This is a genomic window from Spirillospora sp. CA-128828, assembly GCF_050945415.1.
In the GTDB taxonomy this organism is placed as follows: Bacteria; Actinomycetota; Actinomycetes; order Streptosporangiales; family Streptosporangiaceae; genus Spirillospora.
Genome location: NZ_CP191986.1, coordinates 1,469,833 through 1,492,496, shown reverse-complemented (window position 1 = coordinate 1,492,496; position 22,664 = coordinate 1,469,833). Strand labels below are relative to the sequence as shown.

16 protein-coding genes are annotated in these 22,664 nt (G+C 71.7%); 9 read left to right on the top strand and 7 right to left on the bottom strand.

Features of this window, described 5'->3' with window-relative positions:
- Positions 1-31 precede the first annotated feature (31 nt).
- Entirely contained in the window at positions 32-1,213 is a 1,182-nt protein-coding gene (locus ACQPXG_RS07655; RefSeq protein WP_433469917.1) for an RNA polymerase sigma factor, read from the top strand.
- On the opposite strand, the gene ACQPXG_RS07650 is transcribed toward ACQPXG_RS07655, so the two are convergent.
- Positions 1,194-2,357 carry an FAD-dependent monooxygenase gene (locus tag ACQPXG_RS07650; RefSeq protein WP_433466910.1) on the bottom strand — a complete coding sequence of 388 codons (1,164 nt, stop codon included), beginning with the start codon at positions 2,355-2,357 and terminating at the stop codon, positions 1,194-1,196. The genes ACQPXG_RS07655 and ACQPXG_RS07650 overlap by 20 nt on opposite strands.
- Positions 2,358-2,609: 252 nt before the next feature.
- On the opposite strand from ACQPXG_RS07650, the gene ACQPXG_RS07645 reads away from it, so the two are divergent.
- A complete protein-coding gene (locus tag ACQPXG_RS07645) occupies positions 2,610-3,551 on the top strand; it encodes a threonine/serine dehydratase (protein WP_433466909.1) in 942 nt (313 codons plus the stop codon).
- Positions 3,552-3,567: 16 nt separating this feature from the next.
- Here ACQPXG_RS07645 and ACQPXG_RS07640 read toward each other — a convergent pair whose 3' ends face one another.
- A complete protein-coding gene (locus ACQPXG_RS07640) occupies positions 3,568-4,926 on the bottom strand; it encodes a serine hydrolase domain-containing protein (protein WP_433466908.1) in 1,359 nt (452 codons plus the stop codon).
- 173 nt (positions 4,927-5,099) lie between these two features.
- Positions 5,100-6,098: an RNA polymerase sigma factor gene (locus ACQPXG_RS07635; protein WP_433466907.1), complete on the bottom strand. Its 999-nt coding sequence runs from the start codon at positions 6,096-6,098 to the stop codon at positions 5,100-5,102.
- A 97-nt stretch (positions 6,099-6,195) separates the two neighbouring features.
- Between ACQPXG_RS07635 and ACQPXG_RS07630 the strand changes: the two genes are divergently transcribed.
- Positions 6,196-6,834 carry a TetR/AcrR family transcriptional regulator gene (locus ACQPXG_RS07630; RefSeq protein WP_433466906.1) on the top strand — a complete coding sequence of 213 codons (639 nt, stop codon included), beginning with the start codon at positions 6,196-6,198 and terminating at the stop codon, positions 6,832-6,834.
- Between the two features lie 4 nt (positions 6,835-6,838).
- Here the strand turns inward: ACQPXG_RS07630 and ACQPXG_RS07625 are convergent, their stop codons facing one another.
- Complete coding sequence (locus tag ACQPXG_RS07625; protein ID WP_433466905.1) at positions 6,839-10,213, bottom strand: pyruvate carboxylase; 3,375 nt, start codon at positions 10,211-10,213, stop codon at positions 6,839-6,841.
- Positions 10,214-10,450: 237 nt separating this feature from the next.
- Between ACQPXG_RS07625 and ACQPXG_RS07620 the strand changes: the two genes are divergently transcribed.
- Positions 10,451-13,909 carry an AAA family ATPase gene (locus ACQPXG_RS07620; protein ID WP_433466904.1) on the top strand — a complete coding sequence of 1,153 codons (3,459 nt, stop codon included), beginning with the start codon at positions 10,451-10,453 and terminating at the stop codon, positions 13,907-13,909.
- Positions 13,910-14,331: 422 nt separating this feature from the next.
- Here ACQPXG_RS07620 and ACQPXG_RS07615 read toward each other — a convergent pair whose 3' ends face one another.
- Entirely contained in the window at positions 14,332-14,967 is a 636-nt protein-coding gene (locus tag ACQPXG_RS07615) for a TetR/AcrR family transcriptional regulator (RefSeq protein WP_433466903.1), read from the bottom strand.
- 151 nt (positions 14,968-15,118) lie between these two features.
- Here ACQPXG_RS07615 and ACQPXG_RS07610 point away from each other — a divergent pair, with 151 nt between their 5' ends.
- Positions 15,119-16,963 carry a protein kinase domain-containing protein gene (locus tag ACQPXG_RS07610; RefSeq protein ID WP_433466902.1) on the top strand — a complete coding sequence of 615 codons (1,845 nt, stop codon included), beginning with the start codon at positions 15,119-15,121 and terminating at the stop codon, positions 16,961-16,963.
- 121 nt (positions 16,964-17,084) lie between these two features.
- On the opposite strand, the gene ACQPXG_RS07605 is transcribed toward ACQPXG_RS07610, so the two are convergent.
- On the bottom strand, positions 17,085-17,339 hold the full coding sequence (locus ACQPXG_RS07605; protein ID WP_433466901.1) for a DUF397 domain-containing protein: 255 nt from the start codon (positions 17,337-17,339) through the stop codon (positions 17,085-17,087).
- Positions 17,336-18,157, bottom strand: coding sequence for a helix-turn-helix domain-containing protein (locus ACQPXG_RS07600; RefSeq protein ID WP_433469916.1), 822 nt, complete (start codon positions 18,155-18,157; stop codon positions 17,336-17,338). The genes ACQPXG_RS07605 and ACQPXG_RS07600 overlap by 4 nt, the downstream gene beginning before the upstream one ends.
- Before the next feature lie 272 nt (positions 18,158-18,429).
- Between ACQPXG_RS07600 and ACQPXG_RS07595 the strand changes: the two genes are divergently transcribed.
- The 4 genes from ACQPXG_RS07595 (at position 18,430) to ACQPXG_RS07580 (ending at position 22,272) form a co-directional block, all read left to right on the top strand.
- The gene (locus tag ACQPXG_RS07595; protein ID WP_433466900.1) at positions 18,430-19,047 is read left to right on the top strand and encodes an ATP-binding protein; all 618 of its coding nucleotides are present in this window, start codon (positions 18,430-18,432) and stop codon (positions 19,045-19,047) included.
- A gap of 121 nt (positions 19,048-19,168) precedes the next feature.
- Positions 19,169-19,522: an STAS domain-containing protein gene (locus ACQPXG_RS07590; protein ID WP_433466899.1), complete on the top strand. Its 354-nt coding sequence runs from the start codon at positions 19,169-19,171 to the stop codon at positions 19,520-19,522.
- Positions 19,523-19,654: 132 nt separating this feature from the next.
- Positions 19,655-20,911: a M16 family metallopeptidase gene (locus ACQPXG_RS07585; RefSeq protein WP_433466898.1), complete on the top strand. Its 1,257-nt coding sequence runs from the start codon at positions 19,655-19,657 to the stop codon at positions 20,909-20,911.
- Positions 20,908-22,272: a M16 family metallopeptidase gene (locus tag ACQPXG_RS07580; protein ID WP_433466897.1), complete on the top strand. Its 1,365-nt coding sequence runs from the start codon at positions 20,908-20,910 to the stop codon at positions 22,270-22,272. Before ACQPXG_RS07585 ends, ACQPXG_RS07580 begins: the two co-directional genes overlap by 4 nt.
- Positions 22,273-22,664: the final 392 nt, after the last annotated feature.

The following is a 22,664-nucleotide window of genomic DNA, read 5'->3' as shown; positions in this document are numbered from 1 at the left end:
GGCCGCGCGCATCATCGCCGGGCTCGCCCGGATGGTGCACGACATCGGGCTCGCCGAGGAACTCGCGCAGGACGCTCTGGTCGCCGCGCTCGAACAGTGGCCGGAGTCGGGCGTCCCGGACAACCCGGGCGCCTGGCTCATGGCCGTCGGCAAGCGCCGCGCCATCGACCGGATCCGCCGCCGGCAGCGCCTGGACAACAAGATCGAGGAGCTCGGGCGCGATCTGGAGACCCGGGAGCCGGCCGAACTCGACGTTCCCGACGACGACCGGATCGAGGACGACGTCCTGCGGCTCGTCTTCACCGCCTGCCACCCCGTCCTGTCCACACAGGCGCGGGTCGCGCTGACGCTGCGGATGCTCGGCGGCCTCACCACCGAGGAGATCGCGCACGCGTTCCTCGTGGCCGAGCCGACCGTGGCGCAGCGGATCGTCCGGGCGAAGCGGACGCTGTCGGAGGCGGGCGTGCCGTTCGAGGTCCCCGAGGGGCCGGACCGCGCCGCCCGGCTGTCGTCCGTCCTGGAGGTCATCTACCTGATCTTCAACGAGGGGTACGCGGCCACCTCGGGCGACGCCTGGGTGCGGACGGACCTCTGCCAGGAGGCGCTCCGCCTCGGCCGCGTCCTCGCCGAGCTGGCGCCCGGCGAACCCGAGGTGCACGGGCTCGTCGCGCTGATGGAGATCCAGGCGTCCCGCACCCGGGCGCGCACCGGGGCGTCCGGCGAGCCCGTCCCGCTGCTGGAGCAGGACCGGGGCCGCTGGGACCGGCTCCTCATCCACCGCGGCTTCGCCGCCCTCCTCCGCGCGAAGGCGATCGGCGAGCCGCCCGGGCCCTACGTCCTGCAGGCCGCGATCGCCGCCTCGCACGCCCAGGCCGCCACCGCGGACGACACCGACTGGACGCAGATCGCCTCGCTCTACGAGATCCTCGCGAGCGTCGCGCCGTCCCCCATCGTGGAGCTGAACCGCGCGGTGGCCGTCGGTATGGCGCACGGCCCCGGCAAGGGCCTCGAAATCGCCGACGCGCTGCTGGACGAGCCGGTCCTGCGCGACCACCACCTGCTGCCCAGTGTCCGCGGCGATCTGCTCGCCCGCCTCGGCCGCCCGGACGAGGCCCGCGCACAGTTCGAGCGCGCCGCGGAGCTCACCCGCAACGCGCCCGAACGCAGGGTCCTGCTGGAGCGGGCCGCCTCGCTCAGTAGTCCCGCACGGTGAACGAGCCCACGATCTCCCCGAAGTCCTGAAAGTCGATCATCTCGGTCTCGGCGCCCATCTCGGCGTTGCGCTGCGCCTCCACCCGCGCCTTGTTGGTCAGCGCGAGCTCCTGGTTCGCGGCGACGTACCCGCGCAGTTCCCGCTCGTAGTTCGCGAACGCGGCGCGGTGGTCGCCGCCCACCGCCTTCAGCTCCCCGGCCAGGACGTACGCGCCGACGATGGCCATGCTCGTCCCCTGCCCGGACAGCGGCGAGCCGCAGTAGCCGGCGTCCCCGAGCAGGACGACGCGCCCCTTCGACCAGGAGTCCATGCGGATCTGCGCCATCGAGTCGAAGTGGAAGTCCTTCGCGTCCCACATCGCCTCCAGCAGCTCGGGCAGGACCCAGCCGCCGCCGGCCAGCGCGTCCTCCATGATCTTCTTCTGCGCGGCGGTGTCCCGGAAGTCGTACTCGATCGGCTCCTCGGACTCGAAGCCCAGGTAGACGCGGACCTCCTCGTTGTCCCGGACGCTCATCACGCCGCCGCCCCAGCTGCTGCCCGGCACCTGGTGGAAGACCTGCCAGCGGTCCAGGCCGAGGAAGTTCGGGGCCGTCCACACCGCCAGGTACGTGCCGAGGTGGGCGATGAAGTCCTTCTCCGGCCCGAAGACGAGGCGGCGCGTGTTGGAGTGGGCGCCGTCGGCGCCGACGACCAGGTCGAACGTCCGGACCATCCCGCTCTGGAAGATCACCCGGACGCCGTCGTCGTCCTGCTCCAGCCCGGCGATCGAGTCGCCGAACAGGTACTCGACGCCGTCCCCGGCCGCGTCCACGAGGATGCGGGACAGGTCGTCGCGGAGGATCTCGACATCGGGGCTGCCCAGCTCGCCGCCGGTGATCGTGTACTCCTCGCTCCGGTAGAGCTCGCCGCCGTCCGCGTCCACCATGGACATTCCGCGCATCTCGACGCGCTCCGCGCGGATCCGGTCGAGGACGCCCATCCGCTCGGCGACCTCCAGCGCCGGCCCGCGCACGTCGATCGCCTGCCCGCCGGCCCGCAGCCCCTCCGACACCTCGACGACCGTCACACCGAACCCGTGCCGCTTCAGCCAGTACGCCAGCGCGGGACCGCCGACACTCGCACCCGAGATGAGGATGTTCTTCATGAGGGACTCCTATTTCATCCGGCGGGACGTGTTTCCCGCGCCGATGAAGAGACTCGCCGCCCCCGCTGACCATCGACGCACCGCGCGCTGACCGGCGTCCGGAGCGGAGCGCCGGCGGAGTGGAGGACGACGGTCAGCCGCCCTTGCCGGGGGTCTGGGGTCGCCCCAGACCAGCGCTGACGGCCGGGTGGCCCGGGGAGTGGTCATGCGCCAAACTAGGGTTGGCTGCTTATGTCTCGGGAGGGAGACCCGGTGATCGAACCTTCGGACGTCCAGGCCGCGGCGCGTCGCGTGGCGGGGCGCATCCGCCGCACGCCGCTGATCGAGGTCGACCCGGGCCCGCTCGCGGCCGCCGGGCGGATGTGGCTGAAGCTCGAACTGACGCAGCACAGCGGGTCGTTCAAGGCGCGCGGCGCGTTCAACCACATCCTGGCCGCGCGGGACGAGGGGCGGCTGCCGGACGCCGGCGTCGTCGCGGCGTCGGGCGGCAACGCGGGTCTCGCCTTCGCGTACGCGGCGTCGCAGGTGGGCGTCTCCGCCGAGGTGTTCGTTCCGGAGACGGCGCCGGCGGTGAAGGTCGCGCGGCTGCGCGCCCTCGGCGCGCAGGTCGTCCAGGTCGGCACCCGGTACGCCGAGGCCCAGGACGCCGCCACCAAGCGGGCGGCCGACACCGGCGCGCTGTTCTGCCACGCCTACGATCAGCCCGAGGTGTGCGCCGGCCAGGGCACTCTCGGCCTGGAGATCCTGGAGCAGACGGGCGGCGAGGTGGACACCGTCCTGCTGGCGGTCGGCGGGGGCGGGCTGATCGCGGGCGTCGCCACCGCCCTCGACGGGCACGCCCGCGCAGTCGGCGTCGAGCCGGAGACGATCCCGACCCTCGAACGCGCCCTGCACGCGGGACGCCCGGTCGACGTCGACGTCTCCGGGATCGCCGCGGACTCGCTCGGCGCCACGCGGCTCGGCGACATCGCGTTCGCGGTCGCGTCCCGTACCGGTGTGCTCCCCGCCCTGGTCACCGACGAGGCGATCATCGAGGCGCGCCGGTTCGTCTGGGACGAGTACCGGCTGGTCGTCGAGCACGGCACGGCGGCCGCGGTCGCCGCCCTGCGCACCGGCGCCTACCGGCCGTCCGCCGGGGAACGCGTCGTGGTGGTGCTGTGCGGCGCCAACACCGACCCGTCCGACCTCGTCTGAGCGGAGGTCCGGCGGCTCACCGGACGACGTGCAGGGACTGGAGCGGCTGCAGCCGGACGGGCGGGGCGGGGCCCGCCGTCCTCGTGGCGGGCTGGGTACCGCAGAGGGCCTCCACCACGTGCGCGGCCAGCGCGTTGTCGATCGGGTGCGGGGCGGGCGAGCCGTTGGCGTTGAGCTGCTGGTACTTCATCAGGTTGAGCGCGACCGAGATCTGCCGGGCACCGCCGGCTGACGACAGCGACTGGGTTCCGGCCCCGAAGACGGCGCCGTCGTGGCCCCAGAACGTCCCGCACGGCAGGTCGAGGGAGTAGAGCCCGAGACCGTAGTTCATGAGGACGTTGCCGTCGGCGTCCTTCACGGGAATGGTCCGCTGCATCTGCGCCAGGGCGTCCTTACCGATGAGACCGCCGGTGAGGAGCTTGCGGTAGAAGCGGTTGAGGTCGTCCATCGTGGAGACCAGCGCGCCCGCCGTCCCGGCCCAGCTCATGTCGTAGGTGCTGTAGTCGCGCGGGGGCTTGATGTGCTGGTACAGCGATTCGTACATCCGCGAGTGCGGGCCGGTCATCCACGCTGTGGACGGGAAGTAGGTGTGCTTCAACCCGGCCTTGTCGATGACGTTCCGGGTGATGTACTTCTCCGCCTTGCTTCTGGTCACCTTCTCCAGGAGAAGTCCGGCGATGACGTAGTTGGTGTTGGAGTAAGACCACCGCTCGCCTGGCTCTCCTGTACGCGGCGCCTGCAACCCCCACTTGATGAGCTGCTCTGGCCGGACGTTGCGGAACCGGGACTCGTCCAGGCTCTCCGGTGACAGTTCCTGCAACGACGGGAACGCCCCGGCGATGTAGTCGCCGATCCCGCTGGTGTGGTCGAGCAGCATCCGGACGGTGGTCTGGTCGCCGTAGGAGCCCGGAAGGAGGCCGGGCAGATAGCGGCCGACCGGGGTGTCGAGGCCGATGTGCCCCTTCTCGACCTGCTGAAGGATCGCGGTGGCGACGAACGACTTGGTGATGCTGCCCACGCGCTGCTGCATGTTCGCCGTGACCGGGCGCGCGGTGCGCACGTCCGCGACACCGGACGCGCCCGCCCAGGTGGTGGCGCCGTCCTTGGCCTCGGAGAAGATCCCGTACATCCCCGCGTCATGGGTGGCGTCCAGCGTGGCCCGCAGCTTGGCGGGGTCGAACGGCATGGTCGACGGGCCGGGCACCGGCAGGGCGGAGGGCGAGGCCGCGGGCGGAGCGGCGGCGGGCCCGTCCTGCGCCGCCGTCGCGGGCGCCTGCGCCAGGGTCACGGTCAGCGCCAGCGCGGCGCCGGCCGCACCCCCGCGCAACGCGTCGGTGCCCGCGAGCCGCCCCAGCCGTCCGAACCGCCTCGCCATCGTCCCCGTCTCTCCGCCGCGCCGAGATGTCCCGAGAAGTCGCCTCTCTGATCATCTACTTTCTCATTCCGGCGCGCGGGGAGTGCACCGTTTCGGCGACGTTCTCCGGTCATCGACCGATGTACGCGCCGCCGTGGGGACGGAGGACCCGGCCGGCGAACGGTGCCCCCGTCTCAGCTGAGCAGGTCGGCGAGGGTTTCGCGGCGGGACGGGTGGCGCAGCTTGTGCATGCCCTTGGACTCGATCTGCCGGATGCGCTCGCGCGTCACCCCGTAGACCTTGCCGACCTCTTCGAGCGTCTTGGGCTCGCCGCCGGACAGCCCGAACCGCAGCGAGATCACGCCGGCCTCGCGTTCGGTGAGCGTCTCCAGGACGGCGTCGAGGCGCCCGCGCAGCATCGAGGACGCGACGACGTCGGCGGGGTCGCCGCCGTCCGGGTCCTCGATGACGTCGCCGAGCTCGCCGTCTCCGTCCTCGCCGAGCGGGGTGTGCAGGGACAGCGGCTCGCGGGCCTGCCGCCGCAGCCACTCGACCTTCTCCGGCGTGACGTCGAGCTCGACGGCCAGCTCCTGCGAGGTCGGCTCGCGGCCGAGGTCCTGCATCATCCGCCGGCGGACCCGCGTCATCCGGTTGAGCACCTCGACGACGTGCACCGGGATGCGGATCGTGCGGCTCTGGTCGGCCAGCGCGCGGCTGATCGCCTGCTTGATCCACCAGACGGCGTAGGTGGAGAACTTCAGGCCGCGGCGGTACTCGAACTTCTCCACGGCGCGGATCAGGCCGAGGTTGCCCTCCTGGACGAGGTCGTTCAGCGGAAGGCCGTGGCCCATGTAGCGCTTGGCGAGCGACACGACGAGGCGCAGGTTCGCCTCGACCATGTGCTCCTTGGCGCGGCGGCCGTCGGCGGCGATCCACTCCAGGTCCTGCTTGTCCTGGAGGCTCAGTTCGTCGCCGAGGGTTTCGAGGCGCTCACGGGCGAACAGGCCGGCCTCGATGCGCTTGGCCAGTTCGACCTCCTGCTCGGCGGTGAGCAGCGCGGTGCGCCCGATGCGGGAGAGGTAGTCCTTCATCGGGTCGACGAGGTTCACGGTGGCGCGGAGAGACGCGCTCGGCGCGTGGCTGGCGTTCAGGGCGGTGTCCTTTGCTCGTCCGGCCGGGAGGGAACGGGTCACCCGATCTCGGTACCCATCAGGCTTGCGACATAAACTTAGGATCGACATAAGTATATGTCAAGAAGAAATTTAGGTCGAGGTATGAGATGATGGCCGCATGGGACTCCGTGAGATGAAGAAGCAGCAGACGAGGCAGAACATCTCGCACCAGGCGACGCGCCTGTTCATGCGGCACGGCTTCGACCAGGTGACGATCGCCGACGTCGCGGCGGCGGCGCAGGTCGCGAAGATGACGGTCACCAACTACTTCCCGCGCAAGGAGGACCTGGCGCTCGACCTGCACGAGGTGTTCGTCGCCCTGCTCGCCCGGACGGTCGCCGAGCGGGAGCCGGGCGAGTCGGCGCTGGCCGCGCTCCGCCGCGGGTTCCTGCAGGCGGTCGCCAAGCACGACGCCGTGATCGGCTTCTCCGGCCCCGGCTTCGCGCGCATGATCGTCGAGAGTCCGGCGCTGGTCGCGCGGCTCCGCGAGTTCCATGAGGAGCGGGAGGACGCCCTCGCCGCAGTCCTGGCCACGGAGACCGGCAAAGGACCGGACGACGTCCTCCCCCGCATCGTCGCCGCGCAACTGGGCGGAGTCCACCGCGTCCTGTTCCAGGAGACCCTCCGCCGGACCCTGAACGGCGAGACCCACGACGAGATCGCGACGGCCCTCGCCGAGTCCGCGAGGACCGCCTTCGACCTCCTGGAACCGTCCCTCTCCGGCTACGCGGTACGCCCTCCGTCCAGTCCTGGATGACGAGCTACTCCTGGATGACGAGAAGGAGGTCGCCGGCCTGGACCGGGGTCGCCGCGGGGACGGCCAGGCGGGCGATGGTGCCGGCCACCGGGGCGGTGATGGCGGCCTCCATCTTCATCGCCTCGATGGTGGCGACCACGTCACCGGTGGCGACCTCGTCGCCCTTCGCCACGCGCAACGTCACCGACCCGTCGAACGGGGCGGCGACGTGGCCGGGTTCGGCCGGGTCGGCGCGTTCGACCGGCGGCGCGTCCGAGGCGACGGACTTGTCGCGGACGGACAGGGTGCGGAGCTGGCCGTTCACCGTGCAGATGACCTGCCGGACGCCGGCCTCGTCGATGTCGCCGACGGCCTCCAGCCCGGCCAGGACACGCACACCGGGTTCGAGGTCGAACGCGACCTCGTGTCCCGTGTGGAGCCCGTAGAGGAACGGGCCCGTGGGCAGGACGGACAGGTCGCCGTAGGCCGCGCGGGCTTCGCGGTAGTCCTTCGCTGGGCCGGGGAAGAGCAGACGGTCGAGAGTGTCACGCACGTCTGGGCCGTCCAATGCCTTCTCCTCGGCGCCGTTGAGTTCGGCGCGGGCGGGCGTGTACTGGCGTCCTGCGAGGGCCTTGGTGCGGAACGGTTCGGGCCATCCGCCGGGCGGGTCGCCCAGTTCACCGTTGAGGAACCCGATGACGCTGTCCGGGATGTCGTAGCGGTCCGGGTTCTCGGCGAAGTCGTCCGGGTCGGCGCCCGCCGCGACGAGGTGCAGGGCCAGGTCGCCGACGACCTTGCTGGACGGGGTGACCTTCACGAGCCGCCCGAGGATCGCGTCCGCGGCCGCGTAGCAGCGCTCGATCTCCTCGAAGCGGTCGCCGAGGCCGAGCGCGACGGCCTGCTGCCGCAGATTGGACAGCTGCCCGCCTGGGATCTCGTGCTGGTAGACGCGTCCGGTCGGAGACGGGAGCCCCATCTCGAACGGTGCGTAAAGCTTCCGGACGGCCTCCCAGTACGGCTCCATCACGGTGAGCGCGTCCAGGTCGATCCCGGTGGCGGCGTCGGTGAAGTCGGTCGCGGCCACGATGGCCTGGAGGGGCGGCTGGCTCGTGGTGCCCGAGAGTGGTGCGGCGGCTCCGTCGACGGCGTCGACACCCGCCTCGATGGCGGCGATGTAAGTGCCGATCTGACCGCCGGCAGTGTCGTGGGTGTGCAGGTGGACGGGCAGGTCGAACCGCTCGCGGAGGGCCCGGACCAGTGTGCGCGCGGCCGGGGCCCGGAGCAGACCGGCCATGTCCTTGATGCACAGGATGTGGACGCCCGCCTCGACCAGTTCCTCGGCGAGCCGCAGGTAGTAGTCGAGGGTGTACAGACGTTCGTCTGGGGCCGACAAGTCACCGGTGTAGCAGAGGGTGCCTTCGACCAGGGCGTGGGTCTGCAGAACGGCGTCGATGGCCGGACGCATGCGCTCCACGTCGTTCAGGGCGTCGAACACGCGGAAGATGTCGACTCCTGTAGTGGCCGCTTCCTTCACGAAGGCGCGAGCCACGGAGTCGGGGTACGGCGTGTATCCGACGGTGTTGCGGCCACGCAGAAGCATCTGGATGCACAGGTTCGGCGCGGCCTCCCGGATCGCGGCCAGCCTGTCCCAGGGAGACTCGCCCAGGAAACGGAGCGCGACGTCGTACGTTGCGCCGCCCCATGCCTCGACGGAGAGAAGCTCCGGAGTCATACGGGCGAGGTAGGGCGCGGCGGCGAGCAGGTCGTAGGTACGTACTCGCGTGGCGAGTAGCGACTGATGCGCGTCCCGGAACGTCGTGTCGGTGACGGCCAAGGTGTTCTGGTTCCGGAGTTGCTCGGCGAACGCGCGCGCGCCGAGAGCCAGTAGCCGGTCACGCGAGCCTTCAGGGAGCGGTCCGTCCTGGTTCAGCGGAGGCAGCTTGGTCGCCGGGTCGAGGTCGGTGGGCGCGTCGCCGTGCGGCTTGTTGACGGTGACGTCCGCCAGATACCGGACGAGCCGCGTCGCGCGGTCACCGCTCGAACGGGCCGTGAGCAGGTCGGGATGGTCGGCGATGTAGGACGTCGTGACGCCGCCCGCACGGAAGTCCGGCTCCTCCAGAAGTGCCCGGAGGAAGGGGATGTTGGACGCGACACCGCGGATGCGGAACTCGGCGACGGCCCGGCGCGCCCGCCGCACGGCCTCCTCGAACGTCCGGCCGCGGCACGTCAGCTTCACCAGCAGCGAGTCGAAGTGCGGCGAGACGATCGCGCCGCCGTAGGCGGTACCGGTGTCGAGCCGCACCCCGGCGCCGCCCGGCGACCGGTACGCCGAGATCTTCCCGGTGTCGGGACGGAAGCCGTTCGCGGGGTCCTCGGTGGTGATGCGGCACTGCACGGCGAAGCCGTTCACGCTCACCTCGTCCTGCGCGATGCCGAGGTCGGCGAGCGTCTCGCCCCCCGCGATGCGCAACTGGCTCTGCACCAGGTCGATGCCCGTGACCTCCTCGGTGACGGTGTGCTCGACCTGGATGCGCGGGTTCATCTCGATGAACACGTGCTCGCCGCGGTCGTCCACAAGGAACTCGACCGTGCCCGCGTTCTCGTAGCCGATCTCCTGGGCGAACCGCACGGCGTCATCGCACAGCCGCCGCGCGGCATCCGCGTCCAGCCGGGGCGCGGGCGCGATCTCGACGACCTTCTGGTGGCGGCGCTGCACCGAGCAGTCACGTTCGCGCAGATGGACGACGTGCCCGGCGCCGTCCGCGAGGATCTGCACCTCGATGTGCCGGGGGCGGTCCACGGCCTGCTCAAGGAAGACGGTGGGGTCGCCGAACGCGCTCTCCGCCTCGCGGCGCGCCGTGTCCACGGCGGCCTCCAGGTCCTCGCGGTGGTCGACGCGGCGCAGGCCGCGCCCGCCGCCGCCCGCCGCGGCCTTCACGAACAGAGGAAAACCGACCTCGTCGGCCGCCGCGAGTTCCCGTCCCGGCTCGGGCGTCGCCGAGCGCAGCACCGGCAGGCCCGCGCGCCGCGCCGCGGCGACCGCCTCGATCTTGTTGCCCGCCAGGTTCAGCACGCGCGACGGCGGCCCGACGAACGTGATCCCGTTGCGTTCGCACGCCGCCGCCAGCTCCGGGCTCTCCGACAGGAACCCGTAGCCGGGGTAGACGGCGTCGGCCCCCACCCGCAGCGCCGTCTCGACGATCCCGTCCACGTCCAGGTAGGCGCGGACGGGATGGCCGTGCTCGCCGATCTCGTACGCCTCGTCCGCCTTCTGCCGGTGCAGGGACAGCCGGTCCTCGTGTGCGTAGACGGCGACGCTGGCGATGCCGAGTTCGTAGGCCGCGCGGAAGGCGCGCACGGCGATCTCGCCCCGGTTGGCGACGAGCAGCTTTGTGATCACGTATGTCTCCCACGGCGGGCGCGAACCGAATCTTCAGATACCTACCCAGTTGAACGGTTCGGCCGCCGCCGCGGACCGGTCGTGCGTGGTGAACAACGTGATAGATCGCGGCTGGATCGAAAAATGCGCGATTGTTCTGCGCGCGCCCCCTGGTCGAGTCCCGTTCGTCCGGTCCCGGGGGAGCTTCCAGCTCGTTACGCTGTTCGGCCGGGGTTGTGTGCTTTGAGAGGGAACGCGGTGCGGCTGCCGGAACACCTGGAACTGCTCGTCTCGGACGAGCCCGTGCTCGATTTCTACGCGGCGGGGCCGTGGCGCGTCCCGGACGGGCTGTTCGACGAGATCCGCGACCGGATCGACGCGCTCGCCGGCGACGAGCGCTGCAGCAAGCTGACCACCGCCCAGCACGGCCTGATGACCACCCCTGCCTCGCTGGTCGTCGCCGAGATGATGACGCTCCTCGGCTTCCTGCCGGGCTCCGCCACCATCCAGTCGGGGTCCAGCTCGAAGCTGTTCCACGAGTTCTTCGGGCGGTACCTGGCCGAGCCGCTCGACCCGGCCCAGGCGCGCGCCGAATGGAGCGCCGGGTCGGGCACCTTCCGGCCGTTCGACTGGCTTGAGGACGCCGGCGACCAGGACCTCGCCCTCACCCTGGCCCGCGAGTCGCTCGCCGTCTTCGCGGGCGTCGAGCCGTTCGAGCGGCGGCGGCAGGCGCTGCTCAGGCTGTACGAGACCCCTCCGCCCGGCAAGTGGATCGAACATCCGCTGGAGCGGCGGCGCGACCTCTGGGAGGCCCAGGCCGACGACGAGATCGTGGCGGTCCTGCCGGAACTGGCCGGGCCCATCGGCTACCTGGAATGGGTGTGCTCTGGGCTGCTGCCCGTGCACGAGCACCTCCGCGAGGTCGCCCCGCACGACGAGAGCACCGACGAGCTGCTCTACCGGCTGCTGCTCCAGGCCGGGCTCAAGCAGGTGCCCGCCGAGCTGTCGGTCGTCCTCACCGAGGACCAGTACGGCGAGCTGCTCAGGCGGTTCGAGGACGCGCGCGGCTCGTTCGACCCCGAAACATGGTCGATCGACGAGTGGGCATGGCTGGCGCGGGCCCTGGGCGCCGGTGCCATCGACGCCTGCCGCGGCTGGCTCGACATGGCGACCCGCTTCACCGGCGTCGTCCAGGGGCTGCCCGGTCCCGCGAACTCCCCCGAACCCGTATGGATCCCGGTCGCGGGCTTCCAGCAGGACGTCCGGCGGCTGTTCACGCCGCGCCGCAAGATGGTGAACCCGCTGGCCGCGAGCCTCTCCAAGGCCCCGTCCCGCCCGCGCGGCGCCCGCCGGGTCGAGATCGAGACCGGTCTCGTCGGCCAGCCCGCCGTCGTCGCCGCGCTGGAGGAGATCGCGGCGGGCGACGGGCCGGTCCGGCTGATGATCGTCGGCCCGGACGGCACCGGCAAGCGGGACGCGGCCCAGGAGATCGCCCGGCTCGTCCAGCGGCACGGCATCACCGAACCGCCACTGTGGCTGGCCGACGACTTCTTCGCCGCCAAGGAGGTCGCGGCCGCGACCATGCACCTCTACAACGACGCACGCGACTGCGCCGGGACGCGCTTGATGGTCATCGACGGCCTGGACGACATGTCCCACGACGCGCAGAGCGGCGAGGCCATCGTCGAGCAGTTGCACCGGGCCCTCGACGTCCACGACGACCTCCACGTCGTCGCTCTGTGCGAGCCCGGCGGGGATGAACGGATCCGTGAGGTCAACCCTGGGCTCGCGTTGCGGTTCCAGGTCGTCCGAACGCATCCGTTCACCGCGGAGGGATACGCCGAGCTGTTCAACCGTGCCGTCCAGAACCGTGGGGCGCGCGCACACAAGCGTGCCCTGACCGCGGCCGGTCAGCTGCTCGTCCGGACGCCGCCCGTGCGGAACCTGCGCAACGCCCGCCTCGCCCAGCGCCTCGCCGACATCGTCGTGGAATCGGTCCGCGGACGCACGGAGCCCGGGGAAGAGCTCGTCGTCAAGCGTCCGGACGTCCCCGCCTCGTTCGACTCACCCGCCGACGACCCGATGACCGAACTCGCCGCGCTCACCGGTCTCGGCACCGTCAAGCAGGAGATCGAGCTCATCGTCGCCGGCGCGAAGGCCGCGAAGATGCGCCGCGACGCCGGGCTGCCCGTCCCGGCGGGGCCCGCCAGGCACATGGTGTTCACCGGCAATCCCGGCACCGGCAAGACCGTGGTCGCGCGGCTGCTCGCCCGCGTCCTCAAGGACCTCGGGGTGCTGACCTCCGGGCACATGATCGAGACGTCCCGTGCCGGGCTCGTGGGCCGCTACGTGGGCGAGACGGCCGTGAAGACACGGCAGGTCGCCCAGCGCGCCATCGGCGGCGTCCTGTTCATCGACGAGGCCTACGCGCTGACCCAGACGGGGTCGGACGACGACTACGGCCCCGAGGCCATCGCCGAGCTGCTGAAGGTCATGGAGGACAACCGCGACGACCTCGTCGTCATCGTCGCCGGATACCAGCGCGAGATGCAGCGGTTCATCACGTCCGACCCCGGCCTCGCGTCCCGCTTCCCGCTCACCGTCCGGTTCCCCGACTTCACCGACGCCGAGCTCGTCGAGATCTTCGCCGGGCAGGCCGCGGCCGCCGGGCTGTCGCCCTCCCCCGCCGCCCACGACAAGATCGTCGAGCTGCTGCGCCGCGTCCCGCGCGGCCGCTCGTTCGGGAACGCCCGCGTCATGCGCAACCTCTCCGAACGCGCCACCGCCCTCCAGGCGCGCCGCGTCACCGCCCTGCGCAAACCCGCCCCTGAGGACCTCGCGGCCCTCCTCCCGTCCGACATCCCGGACACCCTCACCGGATCCACCCGCGTGCGGCCGGTCACCGACCCGCTCGCCGAACTCGACGCGCTCATCGGCCTCACCGCCGTCAAGCAGGAGGTGCACCGGCTCGCCGCCGAGGCCCGCGCCGCCGAGCTCCGCCGCGCCGCCGGTCAGCCGGTCGGCGTACCGGCCCGCCACATGATCTTCACCGGCAACCCGGGCACCGCGAAGACGACCGTCGCCCGCCTCGTCGCCGCCGTGTACGCGCAACTCGGGCTCCTGTCGTCCGGACATCTCGTCGAGGTCTCCCGGGCCGACCTCGTCGGGCCCTACATGGGGCAGACGGCACCGCGCGTGCGGGCCGCCGTGGAGCAGGCCCTCGGTGGCGTCCTGTTCATCGACGAGGCCTACGCGCTGGCCGGCGACATCTACAGCCAGGAGGCCGTGTCCACGCTCGTCCAGCTCATGGAGGAGTACCGCGGCGACCTGGTGGTCATCGTGGCCGGATACGAACGCGAGATGAAGGGCTTCCTGGCCGCGAACTCCGGTCTCGAATCCCGGCTGCCCAAGCGCCTGTCCTTCCCCGACTACTCCGAGGGCGAACTGGTCGCGATCTTCACGCGGCTCGCCGAGCGCGAGGGCCTCACCCTGGCCGCGGACGTCCCCGCCCGCCTCCGGCTGCTGCTCCGGGACGTGCCGCGGGGCCCGTCCTTCGGCAACGGCCGCCTGATGCGCAACCTCCTGGACGGCGCCATAGGCGCCCAGTCCGAACGCCTCACGGCCTCGTCGGACGCCTCCGAGCTCGCCACCCTGCGGGCCGCCGACCTGCGGCCCGGCAAGCACGGGACGCCCGACGGCGTCGGCCTCTACCTCTGACGGACACCTCTGACGGCTCGCCGCTCGCGGCGGCCGGATCCGGACCGGCGCTAAACGGAACGATCACTCGGAATAGCCGGAAGGATCTTGCGGTTGCAACTACCGTGCGAAGCCCGGCCGGCCGGGTAGCACGCACGTCCACGACCCACGGAGGTGAACCGTGCCGAGCAGCATTCCCCGCACCCGTTCCACCGCCGAACGGAAACATGTGAAGACAACGTCGTTGCGCGCCCTCGCGGTCGCCGCGCAGTTGGAACGCAATCACGCCCAGGAGGGTCCACCGGGCAAGGCGGAAGGCCGGGCGGAGGCCCGCTCAAAGCGGCGGACACCCGACCCGGCCTGACACCCACCGCCTTGGCCCCGGCAGGCCCAGGCGCACGAAAGCCCCCGCATGCGGGGGCTTTCGTCGTTTCCGGATCTCTCTAGCTAGGCGCCATGTCGAAGAACGCGCGGACGGTGGCGCGCGCGCGTTCCGTCCCCACGCCCTCGACCATGGCGGCCAGGTGTTCCGCGCCGAGGACGGCGAGCAGTGCGTGCGCCACGGCCTCGCCGTCGGGGACCGCGTCGCCGCACTGATCGAGCAGGATCGTCAGGTGCCTATGCCAGAAGCCGTAGGCGCCGATGCGGTATCGCGCCCCAGGCGAGGCCGTCTCCGACATGCGCACCAGCGACAGGTGGTCGAGGACGTAGTCCAGGTAGGCATCGGCGAAGGCGTGCAGACGCTCCGGCGCCGGGACGGCCGCGGCACCGCCCCCAGGGCCGAGCGGAGCCGGACCCGACAGGATCGCGTCCTGCAACTCGCGTTCGCGTTCGTTCAGGAGGGCCACGGCCAGGCCGGCCTTGTCCCCGAACCGGCGGAAAAGTGTGCCCTTGCCCACACCGGCCTCGGTGGCGACGGCGTCCATCGTGACCGTCTCGACTCCGTGCCGCGCGAAGAGCGCGGCGGCGGCGTCCAGCACCTTCACGCGGTTGCGCGCGGCGTCGGCGCGCTCCTTGGGCGGCGGCGTCCGCATCAGTTCCAGGTCGACGCGCCTGCCACCGGCCGGCCGACGATCCATCGACATCTCCCTTCACCAGAACCGGACTATAGTCCAATTAAGTCTTCGCAGCCAACGCCCGTGATCAGCGGCTTTGCGCAGCGCATACGATCGTCTGGTCATAGTCTTGCCGGACGGTCCTGCGAGGCGGAAGCGACAGGGAGCGAGTGGTGTGACGGACAGGACGATGCCGGACGCCCAGCCACTGCGGTCGGGAGACCCGGTGGAGCTGGGCGGTTACAAGATCCTGGGCCGCCTCGGTGAGGGCGGACAGGGCGCGGTCTTCCTGGGCCGTCCGGCGGGCGAGGCCGCGGGCGCCCGTCCCAAGGAGTTCGTCGCGATCAAGCTGCTGCACGGCGGGCTCGCCGGGAACGAGTCGGCCCGCGCGCGCTTCGTCCGCGAGCTGGAGGTCGCCAAGCGCGTCGCACGCTTCTGCACCGCGCAGGTCCTCGACGCCGACGTGGCGGGCGATCAGCCGTACATCGTCAGCGAGTACGTGCCCGGACTGTCCCTGCACAACATCGTGAAGGCGGAGGGGCCCCGTACGGGCGGCGCCCTGGAACGGCTCGCCGTCAGCACCCTCACCGCTCTCACCGCGATCCACCAGGCCGGGATCGTCCACCGCGACTTCAAGCCCCACAACGTGATGATGGGGCCGGACGGCCCGCGCGTCATCGACTTCGGCGTGGCACGCGCGCTGGGCCGGGCGAATGAGACGCACAACGTCGGCACGCCCGCCTACATGGCCCCCGAGCACTTCACCGACGACGAGATCGGCCCGGCCGCCGACATGTTCGCCTGGGGCACGACGATGACGTTCGCCGCCACCGGACGTCCCGCCTTCGGCAACGACAAGATGGCCAAGATCATGCACCGGATCCTGACGGAGGAGCCGGATCTGGGCGAGCTGCCGAGCCCGATGCGCGAGCTCGTCCTGGCGTGCCTAGCGAAGGACCCCGCACAGCGTCCGACCGCCCGCGAGGCCCAGGAACGCCTGGTCGGCGCGGCCAGCGGCACGTCCTCGCCGGTGCCCTCCGTCCCGCCGCCGGGCGCCTTCCCCGGGCTTCCGCCGGAGATGCCGGCACCCCAGCAGGCGTTCATGCCGCCGGGACCGGCCGATCCGCAGGGCTCCCCGTCCGGCGTGCCCGGAGCGGCCCCGCCGCCCGAGCACGTCACCGACCCGTCGGGCGCCGGGCACCACACGGCGCCGCAGCCCGCCCCCTTCGGCGACGAGCCGTCCTTCGACGGGCCGCCGCCCGGTGGGCACGGCCAGTTCCACGCCGCGCCCGGGATGCCGCCGACGATCCCGCCGGTCCCGTCCGGCGGGCACGGATCGGACGGCAGGAGGCGCGGGCGTCTCGCCGTGCCCATCGCGGCCGCGGTGGCGGTCGCCGTGGTCATCGCGGGTGGTGCCGCCTGGGCCGCGACAAGGTCGGGGGACGGCAAGCGCAACGACGAGCCCGCCGCGGCGTCCGGTCAGAACCAGGGCACGCAGGGCGACTCCGGATCCGCGAACGGCGCCGGGCCAGGGGGCCAGAACCCGACGAAGACGCAGCCGGGGCGGCCGAAGGGCGGCCAGAGCAGGAACCCTGCGAACCCCAACGGAAGCAAGAAGCCGGGTTCACCGCAGCAACCGGGGGGCTCGACGCCCACGCGAAGCCCCGGCGGCGGTGGTACCCCTCCCAAGGAGCCGCCCAACAAGTACACCCCGCAGCAGGTGTGCAACAGCGGCGGTCATGGAAGCGGGTACTACGTGCAACGCTCCATGGGCGTCTCCGGGGGCGTCGCCTATCTGCTCTACAACAGTTCGACCTACAACTGCGCCGTCACCATCAAGACGAAGTACGTCGGTAAGTCGTCGTCCGTGTCGACGTGGGTCCAGAAGCAGGGCGCCAACCCTGTCACCGACAGCGGATCGTACGCGTGGTACGCGGGCCCGGTGTACGTGAAGGCGCCCAGCGCGTGCGTACGGTTCGGCGGAAACGGCCGTACGTCCGCCTACGGCAACTGCGGCTGAGACGGCGGCAAGAGCCGGCCGGAGGCATAAAAAGAGGCCACCCTCGCGCCTGGGTGGCCCGTGTCGCGTTGGGGCGACCTGGTCGACGTCGGTGCACCGGTGCCGACCGGCCGCTCGCGGTTCAGTTGCTCGAAGCGATCAGATGGTCGAAGTCGCCGTCCTTGGCTCCAAGGATGAGCGCTTCTATCTCGGGGCGGGTGTAGATGAGGGCGGGACCCTCGGGATGGCGGGAGTTGCGCATCGCCACCTGCCCGTCGGGCAGCTCGGCGATTTCCACACAGTTCCCCTGGGAGTTGCTTCGCCGGGACTTCAGCCATCGCGCACCGAGGAGCTCGGCGGCCGGCATCCCGTTGTCGTAATCGGTCTGGAGCATCATGTCTCTCTGAGAAGATCACCAAGAAGCTCGACGGTGCGCTCCGGGGTCGCGCTGTCGACGCACAGGCGTTCCATGGCCTGCAGATAGGTGTCGACGTCGTCGCGCTTGTCCAGGTACATCGCGCCGGTGAGGTTCTCGACGTAAACCACGTCCGGCAGGTCCTGCTCGGGAAAACGCAGGATCGTGAAGGCGCCCCCCTCGGCGGCGTGTCCTCCGAACCTGAACGGCATGATCTGGATGGTGACGTTGGGCAGCTTGGACATCTCGATGAGGTGCTCGAACTGGCCCCGCATCACCTCCGGACCACCGATGGGACGCCGCAGCGCCCCCTCGTCCACCACGGCCCAAAGGCGCGGTGCGTCCGGGCCCGTGAGGCGCTCCTGACGTTGCAGGCGCAGTTCCACGCGCTGGTCGATCTCTTGCTCGGCGGCTCCGGCGTTGCCCAGGCGGATCACCGCTCGCGCATACCCCTCCGACTGCAGCAGCCCCGGGACGAACTGCAGTTCATATGTGCGGATCAACGCCGCCGACTCCTCCAGGCCGACATAGGTCTGGAACCAGCCGGGCAGCACGTCGTTGTACCGGTGCCACCAACCGGGGGTGTTGGCCTCCCGCGCAAGCTGTAGCAGCGCCTCGCGTTCCGTCTTGTCGCCGACGCCGTACAACGTGAGCAGGTCGTCCACGTCGCGTTCTTTGAAGCTGACCCGGCCGAGCTCAAGGCGGCTGATCTTCGACTCCGACGCACGGATGACGTAGCCGGCGTCCTGACGGGTCACGCCCTTCTGCTCGCGCAGACGGCGAAGCTGTGACCCGAGCAGGATCCGACGGACCGTCGACCCGCTTCCCGGCGTCTCTGGAGTCACGCCCAACCTCCCGGCTATTGCGGCGGACAGCGAACCTAGTGTGCCACTGGCCTCAGTGTCCTGCGGTTACCTCCGATCACCCGCGCACGACCCGCGTCGCCCCACACCCTCAGGACGCGGATGCACGTGCATTGGGCCTTGCATTCGCACGCTACGATGCGCAGGATAACGCACGAGACTTCCGAGCCACGGCTGCACAACGAGATCACTCTGCGGGGTCCGGTGGAATGACGTCACGCCATGCGCACGACGACACGCGGTGGGAGCTCGGCCCTGTGGCGGGGCCGGCCGACCCACGGGGCCACGATGGGCGCTCGACGCCCGTCCCGGAGTCCTGTGACCTGCCTCCACTGCTCGACACGGCCGTCACGGCGCTGACGGACCTCAGCGGCCCGACGGTCTCGTTCACCGTCGAACCCGACCCCGAGTCGGTCACCGCCGCCCGGCACTTCGCCGTCTCCTGGCTCGCCGAATGGAACCTGTCCGAGCTCGCCGACGACGTCGGCCTCGTCGTCTCCGAGCTCGTCACGAACGCTCTGCGGCACAGCGGAAGGGTGGTCGGCGGGCGGCCCGGCGACGCCGTGCACCGCGAGGGACTGTACGGCGACCCGGCCGACCCGCTGGGATCCGCGCCGTCCGCGATCCGGCTGCGGCTGGGACACGAGGCGCCCTGGCTGCTCTGCGGGATCATGGACGCGAGCCGGACGGCGCCGCGCCGCAAGGAGCCCGACTACATCGCCGAGACCGGGCGCGGCCTGCACCTGGTCGAGTCCTTCAGCGTCCGGTGGGGCTGGCGGGCCCTGTCGCGCGGCAAGGTGGTGTGGGCGCTGTTCAGGTCCCCATGACGTGTGTCACCGGCCGGACGGGCGTAACGGCGCGCGACGAGGGTAGCTAATGAGTTCCCCTTCGGGGGCCCTGGAAGTTCCCTAGGGCTCTTGACGAGACGAGCGGCAGAGAGGAGCACCGGTGGACTTCGCCGTCGAGCATCGCGTCGAAAAGGGCCTCACGGTCGTGAAGATCAGCGGTGAGATCGACGTCTTCACCAGCCCCCGCCTGCGGGAGGCCCTGCTCGAGATCATCGACAACGGCGGCTCGCATCTGGTCATCGACCTCGGCGAGGTGACCTTCCTGGACTCCACGGGTCTCGGCGTGCTGGTCGGGATCTACCACCGGCTGCGCGCGCGGGACGGCTCGATGTCCTTCATGGGCGTCAACGACCGGGTGCGGCGCGTCTTCCACGTCACCCAGCTCACCAAGATCTTCGTCCTGCACCGGTCGCTCGAGGACGCCATCGCGGCGCACGAGTCGGCCGCGTCCTGATTCCGACGAAGTCGGCCGGGGGGTGTGCACCCGGTACGGTGAGACCGAGATCAAGCCCGCCGCCTGGGCACGTCCCGCTGACGGGCGCGGTGCTGTCCACCAGCCGACCCATCGAACGGACGGGAGCGCTCCGTGGCAGAACAGCCGCTGCATGAGCACACGCTCGGCAATGGCCTGCGCGTGGTGGTCTGCGAGGACCACGTCGTACCTCTGGCCGCCGTGAACATCTGGTACGGGGTGGGCTCGCGGCACGAGCGCGCCGGCCGCACCGGGCTCGCCCACCTCTTCGAGCACCTGATGTTCCAGGGTTCCGCGAACGTCGCCGAGGGCGAGCACGCGGCGCTGCTGGAGAGCGCGGGCGCCGCGTTCAACGCCAGCACGGCGTTCGAGCGCACGAACTACTACGAGACGGTGCCGGTCAGCCATCTGGAGCTCGCGCTCTGGCTGGAGGCCGACCGGATGGGCACGCTCCCCGCCGCGCTCACCCAGGCCAACCTCGACAACCAGCGCGACGTCGTGAAGAACGAGCGCCGCCAGCGCTACGACAACCAGCCCTATGGGACGGCCTTCGAGCGGCTGTGCGCGCTGACGTTCCCGGAGGGGCACCCCTACGCTCACACCCCCATCGGCTCCATGGACGACCTGGACGCCACCACCCTCGACGACTGCACGGACTTCTTCGCCACCTGGTACGCGCCGGGCAACGCCGTCCTGTCCGTCGTCGGCGACGTCGACGCCGAGAAGACGCTGGAGGCGGTGGAGCGTTACTTCGGCGGCCTTCCGGTGGGCCCGCAGCAGCCCGCCGCGCGTCCCGGCGAGCTCGGGCCGCTGACCGGCGTCCGCGGCGAGTCGGTCGACGAGGAGGTCCCGTCGCCCGCGTACTTCGCGATGTTCACCCTGCCCACCGACGGCGGCGACGACGTCGAGGCCGCCGAGCTCGCCGTCGAGATCCTCGGCGGCGGCTCCGGCTCCCGCCTCTACGACCGGATGGTGCGCCGCGACCAGATCGCGACCGAGGTCTGGGCCGGGGTGACCCGGCTGGCGTCCGGCCCCTCCCTGGCGATCGTGGACGCCATCGGCCCCGAACCGGACAAGATCGCCGCCGTGCTGGACGAGGAACTCCAGCGGTTCGCCGCGCAGGGCCCGGACGCCGACGAGACCGCCCGCGCCACCGCCCAGGCCGAACGCGGCTTCCTGGAGCAGACCGAGACGGTGACCGGCCTCGCCAACGCGCTGTCGCAGAACGCGACGCAGTTCGGCGACCCGGCCCGGGTCTTCACCGCCCCCGGCCGCGCCGCCGCGGTCACCGGAGACGCGATCAAGGAGATGGCGGGCCGCTGGCTGGCCCCCGGCGCCCGCACCGCCCTGACCTACGGAGGCACCTCGTGAGCAGCGGCCTTGCACTGCAGCCCCGTCCCGTCCCGGGGCCCGTCCCGGTCTGGGAGTTCCCGGCCGGCGCCGCGGGCCGCGTCCCGGCCGGCCCGGCGACGCTCCGCTGCGACCTGCCCGGGCGGCGCCTCGCCGCGGTCCGGCTCGTCCTGCATGCGGGCGCGGGCCGCGAGCCGTCCGGCCTGGACGGCGTCGCGACGCTGGCCGCCCGCGCCCTGCTGGAGGGCACCGAGCCGGGCGGCGGCACAGCGCTCACCGCCGCGTTCGAGCGGCTCGGCGCCAGCCTCTACGCGCACGCCGACCTGACCGCGCTGCGGATCGCGCTGGACGTCCCGACGACCCGGCTCGGCGCGGCCCTGGAGCTGTTCTCCTCGGTGGTGCGCCGCCCCGCGCTGGACGACGCCGACGTGCGCCGCCTCGTCCGCGAGCGGCTGGAGGAGATCGCCCAGGAGGACGCCGACCCGGGCTCGCGAGCCATGCGCGAACTGCGCGCGGTGATGTTCCCGGCCGAGGCCCGGGCGTCCAGGCCGACGGGCGGCACCCGCACCTCGATCGGGGCGCTCCAGGGCTCGGACGTCCGCTCCTTCTACGGCTCCGCGGTCCCCGCCGAGGCGACCGCGGTCGTCGCCGGCGACCTGGCCGGGACGGACGCCGACGCGGCCCTCGCCGCCGCCCTGCGGGAATGGGCGGGCACCGGCGGGCCGCTCCCCACCGCCGACCGGATCATGCCCGAGTCCGCCGCCCGCATCGTCGTCGTGGACCGTCCCGGGTCGGTCCAGACGTACCTCAGCTTCGGCCACGGGGTCCCGGACCGGTCGCACCACGACTGGCCGTCCCTGATGGTCGCGTCGCACGTCCTCGGCGGCGGCCTCACGTCGCGTCTGAACGCGGTGCTGCGGGAGGAGAAGGGCTACACCTACGGCATGCGCGCCGGCCTCCTGCGGATGCGGCACTGCGGCCTGTTCATCGCCCAGGGCGCCGTCCACACCGAGGTCACCGCCGACGCCGTCGCCGACGCGCTGACCGAGCTGCGCGGCATCGTCTCCCGGGGCATCGACGCCGACGAGCACGGCTCGTCCGTCCGCGCGCTGGCGGACCGGGCGCCCGCCGAGTACGAGACGGCCCGCTCCGTGGCCGCCGAGCTGGCCGACGTGTCCGCCAACGGCCTGGGCGCCGACTACCCGAGCGCCTACCTGGCCGCCGTCCGCACCTCCACCCCCGACGGCGTGGCCCACGCCTACCGCAAGCACGTCGACCCGGAGGCCCTGACCGTCATCGCCGTCGGGGACGCCGCCCAGATCCGCGAGCCACTGGAGAAACTCGGCTACGCCACCGTCACCGTCACCTCGAAGGAGGAGTAGCCGCCCACCCGGGCAGGCGGAGGCCGCGGCCACGACCACCGACGCCCAGGCAGCCACCACGCCGCACATCGGCGACCTCCGGCTGGCCACCGCGATGCCCTCGTTCATCGACGGCGGCTGACCGGATGCCCCGCCCGTCCCCGCGTCCATCGATCACCGCGCGTCGGGGCACGGCCACGTTTGTGCGGCTTGGCGGCAATCCACAAATCGCACACGGCCAGGCATGCGCAACCTGGCGCCGCGGGGCATTCGGCGGGGCGGGGGGCGGCACGGAAAATGGGCTTGTTTCCGCTTCGAGGCGTGAACCGATGGCATGGTGGACTAGGTCTAACTTGAGCGGGCCGATGTGCGCGGCCCGCGTCGCGCGGGCGGAGATGCGCGGGGAGTGCCCC

Bases quoted from the DNA above. Each gene is read 5' to 3' on its own strand.
- ACQPXG_RS07655 (WP_433469917.1), top strand. From the start codon at position 32: ATGGTGCACGACATCGGGCTCGCCGAGGAACTCGCGCAGGACGCTCTG.
- ACQPXG_RS07650 (WP_433466910.1), bottom strand. From the start codon at position 2,357: ATGAAGAACATCCTCATCTCGGGTGCGAGTGTCGGCGGTCCCGCGCTG.
- ACQPXG_RS07640 (WP_433466908.1), bottom strand. From the start codon at position 4,926: ATGGCGAGGCGGTTCGGACGGCTGGGGCGGCTCGCGGGCACCGACGCG.
- ACQPXG_RS07630 (WP_433466906.1), top strand. From the start codon at position 6,196: ATGGGACTCCGTGAGATGAAGAAGCAGCAGACGAGGCAGAACATCTCG.
- ACQPXG_RS07615 (WP_433466903.1), bottom strand. From the start codon at position 14,967: ATGGATCGTCGGCCGGCCGGTGGCAGGCGCGTCGACCTGGAACTGATG.
- ACQPXG_RS07605 (WP_433466901.1), bottom strand. From the start codon at position 17,339: ATGATGCTCCAGACCGATTACGACAACGGGATGCCGGCCGCCGAGCTC.
- ACQPXG_RS07595 (WP_433466900.1), top strand. From the start codon at position 18,430: ATGACGTCACGCCATGCGCACGACGACACGCGGTGGGAGCTCGGCCCT.